This is a genomic window from Microbacterium umsixpiens, from assembly GCF_053543675.1.
Genome location: NZ_JBLVOH010000136.1, coordinates 57,049 through 62,140, shown reverse-complemented (window position 1 = coordinate 62,140; position 5,092 = coordinate 57,049). Strand labels below are relative to the sequence as shown.

The 5,092-nt window shown below is 67.7% G+C and carries 6 protein-coding genes and 1 pseudogene; 6 read left to right on the top strand and 1 reads right to left on the bottom strand.

The genetic code is table 11. From position 1 onward, the window contains the following. The 6 genes from ACNPM4_RS13675 to ACNPM4_RS13650 all read left to right on the top strand — a co-directional run. On the top strand, positions 1-230 hold a 230-nt coding region (locus tag ACNPM4_RS13675), incomplete at its 5' end, for a ribonuclease HII (protein WP_448986022.1). A 63-nt stretch (positions 231-293) separates the two neighbouring features. After that, entirely contained in the window at positions 294-620 is a 327-nt protein-coding gene (locus ACNPM4_RS13670; RefSeq protein WP_017204525.1) for a DUF2469 family protein, read from the top strand. Between the two features lie 128 nt (positions 621-748). Next, entirely contained in the window at positions 749-1,111 is a 363-nt protein-coding gene (locus ACNPM4_RS13665; RefSeq protein ID WP_105709863.1) for a YraN family protein, read from the top strand. Next, complete coding sequence (locus ACNPM4_RS13660; protein WP_448986021.1) at positions 1,108-2,634, top strand: YifB family Mg chelatase-like AAA ATPase; 1,527 nt, start codon at positions 1,108-1,110, stop codon at positions 2,632-2,634. The genes ACNPM4_RS13665 and ACNPM4_RS13660 overlap by 4 nt, the downstream gene beginning before the upstream one ends. Next, the gene (dprA, locus tag ACNPM4_RS13655) at positions 2,631-3,827 is read left to right on the top strand and encodes a DNA-processing protein DprA (protein WP_029273867.1); all 1,197 of its coding nucleotides are present in this window, start codon (positions 2,631-2,633) and stop codon (positions 3,825-3,827) included. Before ACNPM4_RS13660 ends, dprA begins: the two co-directional genes overlap by 4 nt. 66 nt (positions 3,828-3,893) lie before the next feature. Beyond that, positions 3,894-4,796, top strand: coding sequence for a tyrosine recombinase XerC (locus ACNPM4_RS13650; RefSeq protein ID WP_262000878.1), 903 nt, complete (start codon positions 3,894-3,896; stop codon positions 4,794-4,796). Positions 4,797-4,852: 56 nt separating this feature from the next. Here ACNPM4_RS13650 and ACNPM4_RS13645 read toward each other — a convergent pair. Further along, positions 4,853-5,092 (bottom strand): annotated as a pseudogene (locus tag ACNPM4_RS13645) (M23 family peptidase); the annotation flags it as partial.

Here is a 5,092-nt window from a genome sequence, read left to right as displayed (position 1 = left end):
CCGTCATCAACCCCGACCGCGACTGCGCCTCCGTGTCTGCGGCCTCCGTGATCGCGAAGGTGGCCCGCGACCTGTACATGGCCGAACTTCACGAGAGCCATCCTGCGTATCAGTGGAATCGCAACAAGGGCTACGCGAGCCCCGAACACCGCGAGGCCATCCGGCGCAACGGACTGTCTCCTTTCCACCGTGCGTCGTGGGCCATCGCCGACGCCCCGACACTGTTCTGATCCAGACCTGCATCGGCCGGCGATGCCGCGCCTCGTGCGCCGCGACTCTAGGATGGAGTCATCATGGATGAGGAAGCCTTCGACGACTACGACCGCGAGCTCGAGCTGGCACTGTTCCGGGAGTACCGGGACGTGGTGTCGCAGTTCCAGTACGTCGTCGAGACCGAACGCCGCTTCTACCTCGCGAACGAGGTCAACGTCGTCCGCCGCGACACCGAACACGATTTCTATTTCGAGATCTCGATGAGCGATGTGTGGGTGTGGGACATCTACCGAGCGGATCGCTTCGTGAAGGCCGTGCGCGTGCTCACGTTCAAGGACGTGAATGTCGAGGAGCTCCAGCGTCGGGAGTTCGAACTCCCGCAGGAGCTCTCGCTCGACGGGGAGTGACCTTCGTCGCCACTGCCGACCTTGATGCTGGTCCTCCACACCATGCGGAATCCCTGAGTAATCCCCACTTCAGCGCCAGGGCGTGAGGGCACCTCTCAGGCTACGAGTCTGACCGCGATGCTGAGGGCATGGCAGCAAAAGACGACCTCGGCCGAGCCGGGGAAGAGCGCGCGGCGCAGCACCTGATAGGCAGCGGATACACCGTGCTCGACAGGAACTGGCGGTGTTCGCAAGGGGAGATCGACATTGTCGCCGCGGTAGGCGATCAGCTGGCGATGATCGAGGTGAAGACGAGACGCACGGCAGCATTCGGGCACCCGTTCGAGGCGGTCGATCAACGAAAGCGCCGCCGGCTCTGGCAACTCGCGCAGGCGTGGCTCGCCGCTCATCCCGAGGTGGCTCGTGGGCGCACCGTGAGGCTCGAGGCAATCGGGATCATCGGGCCGGACCCGTTCCTGGGGTCGCTCGAGCATCTCGTGGACATCGCATGAGTACGGCCCGCACGTGGGCTGTCGCACTGAGCGGGGTCGATGGTCATCTCGTCGAAGTCGAAGCCGACCTGTCGAACCAGACGCCCGAGTTCCGGATCATCGGTCTACCCGACAAGTCGCTCGCGGAGGCGGTGCAACGGGTGCACAATGCTTGCAAAAATGCCGGGCTCGACCTACCTCGGCGCCGCCTCACGGTCAACCTGTCGCCAGCCAGCCTTCCCAAGCACGGAGCAGGGTTCGACCTCGGAATCGCCGTGGCTGCTCTGGCTGCCGGCGGCTCGATCGAACCGCGCTCGATCGCAGCGACCGTACATGTCGGAGAACTCGGGCTCGACGGTAGGATCCGCCCTGTCCCGGGTGTGCTCCCTGCCGTGTTCGCTGCTGCACGTGCCGGGTTCGAAAGGGTGATCGTTCCTCACGCCAACGAAGCAGAGGCGAGACTGGTCCCCGGAGTCCATGTCCGTGCTGCCACTTCTCTCGCCGAAGTCGCGGTGTGGCACGGTGCCGATGTCGAAGCGCCCGAGGTCGAGACCGTCGACATGGCGTCGGCGTCGGTCGACGCACCGTCAGATCTGGATCTGTCCGACGTCGTCGGCCAGGAAGACGCGATCGAGGCGCTCATCGTCGCCGCTGCAGGTGGACATCATCTGCTGCTGAGCGGGCCTCCGGGCGCAGGCAAGACGATGCTCGCCCGACGACTCCCCGGAATCATGCCGCCGCTCGGGGACCAGGAGGCACTCGAGGTCGCCTCCATACTCTCGCTCAACGGGGATCGGGTCGTGACGCTCGGCCGCACACCGCCACTGGAAGCCCCGCACCACAGTGCGTCCGTCGCAGCGTTGGTCGGCGGTGGGTCGCGCGCTGCTCGGCCCGGAGCTATCGTGCGGGCCCACTGCGGCGTGCTGTTCCTCGACGAGGCGGCGGAGTTCTCTCGCGCGGCTCTCGACGCGCTGCGCCAGCCGCTCGAATCGGGAGTCATCGAGGTGCATCGAGCGGGGTTTACAGCGCGCTTTCCCGCGAGGTTCCAGCTGCTGCTCGCGATGAATCCGTGTCCGTCCGGAAATCATGGCGTCAGGGGTGCCGAATGCGTGTGTCCGCCCATGGCGATCCGGCGGTACTCGACGCGATTGTCGGGACCGCTCCGCGATCGAATCGATGTCGACCTGCACGTCGCCCGGGTGGCCGCGTCGTGCGCGACGGACGAGCGGAGGGCGAGAACCACGACAGCGCGGGCGAGGGCCCGGGTCCTCGCCGCGAGCGAGCGTGCGGCGGAACGGTGGAAGAGCACGCCGTGGCGGCGCAATGCCGATGTCCCGGGAACCTGGCTCCGGCAGGGGGCCCTGCGACTCTCCGCCGCGACTCGATCGCCACTCGATCGTGCGCTGGAGCGCGGGTCGTTGACACTGCGGGGCTATGACCGAGTGCTCAGAGTCGCGTGGACCATGGCCGATCTGGCAGACATCGACCGGCCCGGCGCCGAGGAGATCGGCAGGGCGCTGCACCTGCGGAGAGGACTGTCATGAGGATCGACGAACTACAGGACGACCCCGAGACCATCGCAGCGGTCCGTCGCATCCACAAGGGGGATGCCGTCGCGGAGTGCGTGGCTCGCGCAGCGTGGAGCGTGATCGCCGAACCCGGTGATGCCGTCGCAGGTGCACTGATCGAGGCCCTGGGCGCTGGCGATGCACTGTCGGCGGCGCTGGGAGATGGCGCGTCGCTGATACCCTCCGGTGCTGCGAGCGGGCGGGCATCTCGGGCGCTGTCAGAGGCCAGAGCACGATGGCGTCTTCGGGCGGATCCTCGCGCGGTGCGGCAGGCTCTCCGCAGCGCGTTCGATGTCGGCGCGCAACTGGTAGTCCCCGGCGACGCGAACTGGCCCGTGAGCCTCGATGATCTCGGTCCACACGCGCCGAACGCGCTGTGGGTGCGTGGACATGCCGATCTGCTCGTGCGCGAGCCACGCGTGTCGATGGTCGGAGCACGGGCCGCCAGCAGCTATGGCGAACACGTTGCGGCGGAACTCAGCGGGGATCTCGCCGCCAGGGGAGCGGTGGTCGTCTCCGGCGGTGCATACGGGATCGATGGTGCTGTACACCGGGCTGCTCTCGGTGTGGGTGGCGCGACCGTCGCCTTCCTCGCCGGCGGAGTCGACCGCGCCTATCCGGTGGGTCATCAGAGGCTCCTGCAGCAGATCGCGGTGGAGGGTGCTGTGGTGAGTGAACCGCCGTGCGGCGCAGCCCCGACCAAGTGGCGCTTCCTGGCGAGGAACCGACTTATTGCTGCGCTCGGGCAGGCTACCGTCGTGGTCGAAGCGGGGTGGCGCAGCGGCTCGTTGAACACCGCCGGTCATGCGGCGACGCTGGGTCGTCCGCTCGGAGCCGTTCCCGGGCCGGTGACATCGGCATCTTCCGCGGGGTGCCACCGGCTGCTCCGGGAGTACGACGCGCAGTGCGTCACGTCGGCACATGAGGTACGAGAGCTATGGGGGTCGATCGAACAACGAGCGGGCGAGGGTGATGAGCACGATCCGAATCGCACTCGGGTCCTCGATGCCCTGAGCGCGAGGTCCAGGCTCTCGGTCGAGGAGATCGCCCGCAGGTCGGGCCTGTCGCCGGAACGCGTGCGCTCATGCCTCGGGTTGCTGCATCTGGACGGGGATGTCTCCGTCGACGAACGGGGGTGGCACCGGGCGCGCGCGTCGCGGACCGAGTGAGAGGCATCCGCAGAGACATCGGCGAGGCTGAAGAGACGACGCGGCGCGCGGCGGCAAGCTGAACTCATGGATCTCGCGGTCGCCACTGAGGCGTTCGTCGGTCACCTGGAGCGGGTGCGTCGACTCTCACCGGCGACCGTGAAGGCGTACCGGTCGGACCTTCGAGACCTCCAGACGTCGGCAGTCGGTGTCACGCTCGAGGAAGTCGACCTCGAGGTGCTCAGAAATTGGCTCTGGCGTGCCACCCAGCGCGGCGATGCGAGATCCACGCTTGCACGGCGAGCTGCGGCGGCCCGGTCATTCTTCAGCTGGGCGCACGAGCAGGAGCTCGTATCCCACGACCCGAGCCTGCGGCTGATCGCGCCGAAGAAGGGACGCACACTGCCCACGGTGGCATCCCGCGAAGCCATGTCGGGCCTGCTCGATGCGCATCGCGATGCGGCCGAGACGGGGGATCCGATCGCTTTGCGGGATCACGCCATCCTCGAGCTGCTCTACGGTTCCGGCATCCGTGTCGCCGAACTGTGCGGGCTGGATGTCGATGACCTCGACCTCGACAGAGGAACGGCCCGCGTGCTCGGGAAGGGAGCCAAAGAGCGGGTGGTGCCGTACGGCGCTCCGGCGAGGGCTGCGCTCGAGGCGTACCTCCATCGTGGCCGGCCCGTCCTGGTGGCGAGGGCGCGTAACTTCTCACCGGCGGTGATGCTGGGTAGCCGTGGTGCCCGGATCGGCCCTCGAGCGGTATACGAACTCGTCGCCAGGGTGCTGGCACCGATCGTCGGCGCGGAGACCATCGGCCCGCACGCTCTCCGACACACGGCGGCCACGCACCTTCTCGACGGTGGCGCAGACCTGCGGGCCGTCCAGGAAATACTCGGCCACGCCAGCCTCGGCACGACCCAGATATACACGCACGTCTCGGCCGAACGTCTGACCGCGACCTACCGGCTGGCACATCCTCGGGCGTGACGTCGGGACCGACCTGCTTGAGCCGCTTGGGCTGCGGGAGCCATGGTGGGGCGGGATCACAGCGGGTCGCAGCAGGGGAGCAGGATGGCCCGAGGGGGGTCGCCGAAGAGCAGCATCGGATTGATGTACGTGCCGTCTCGTCGTATGCCGAGGTGCAGCGCACCCGCCGGGGTATGACCGCCAACGTCGACGAATCCGATCTCCTGCCCGACCGACACCGCGTCCCCAGGGTCGAGCGTCGTCCGGAGTGGTTCGAAGGTGCTGACGAGGCCGCCGTCGTGTTCGATGGTCAGGAG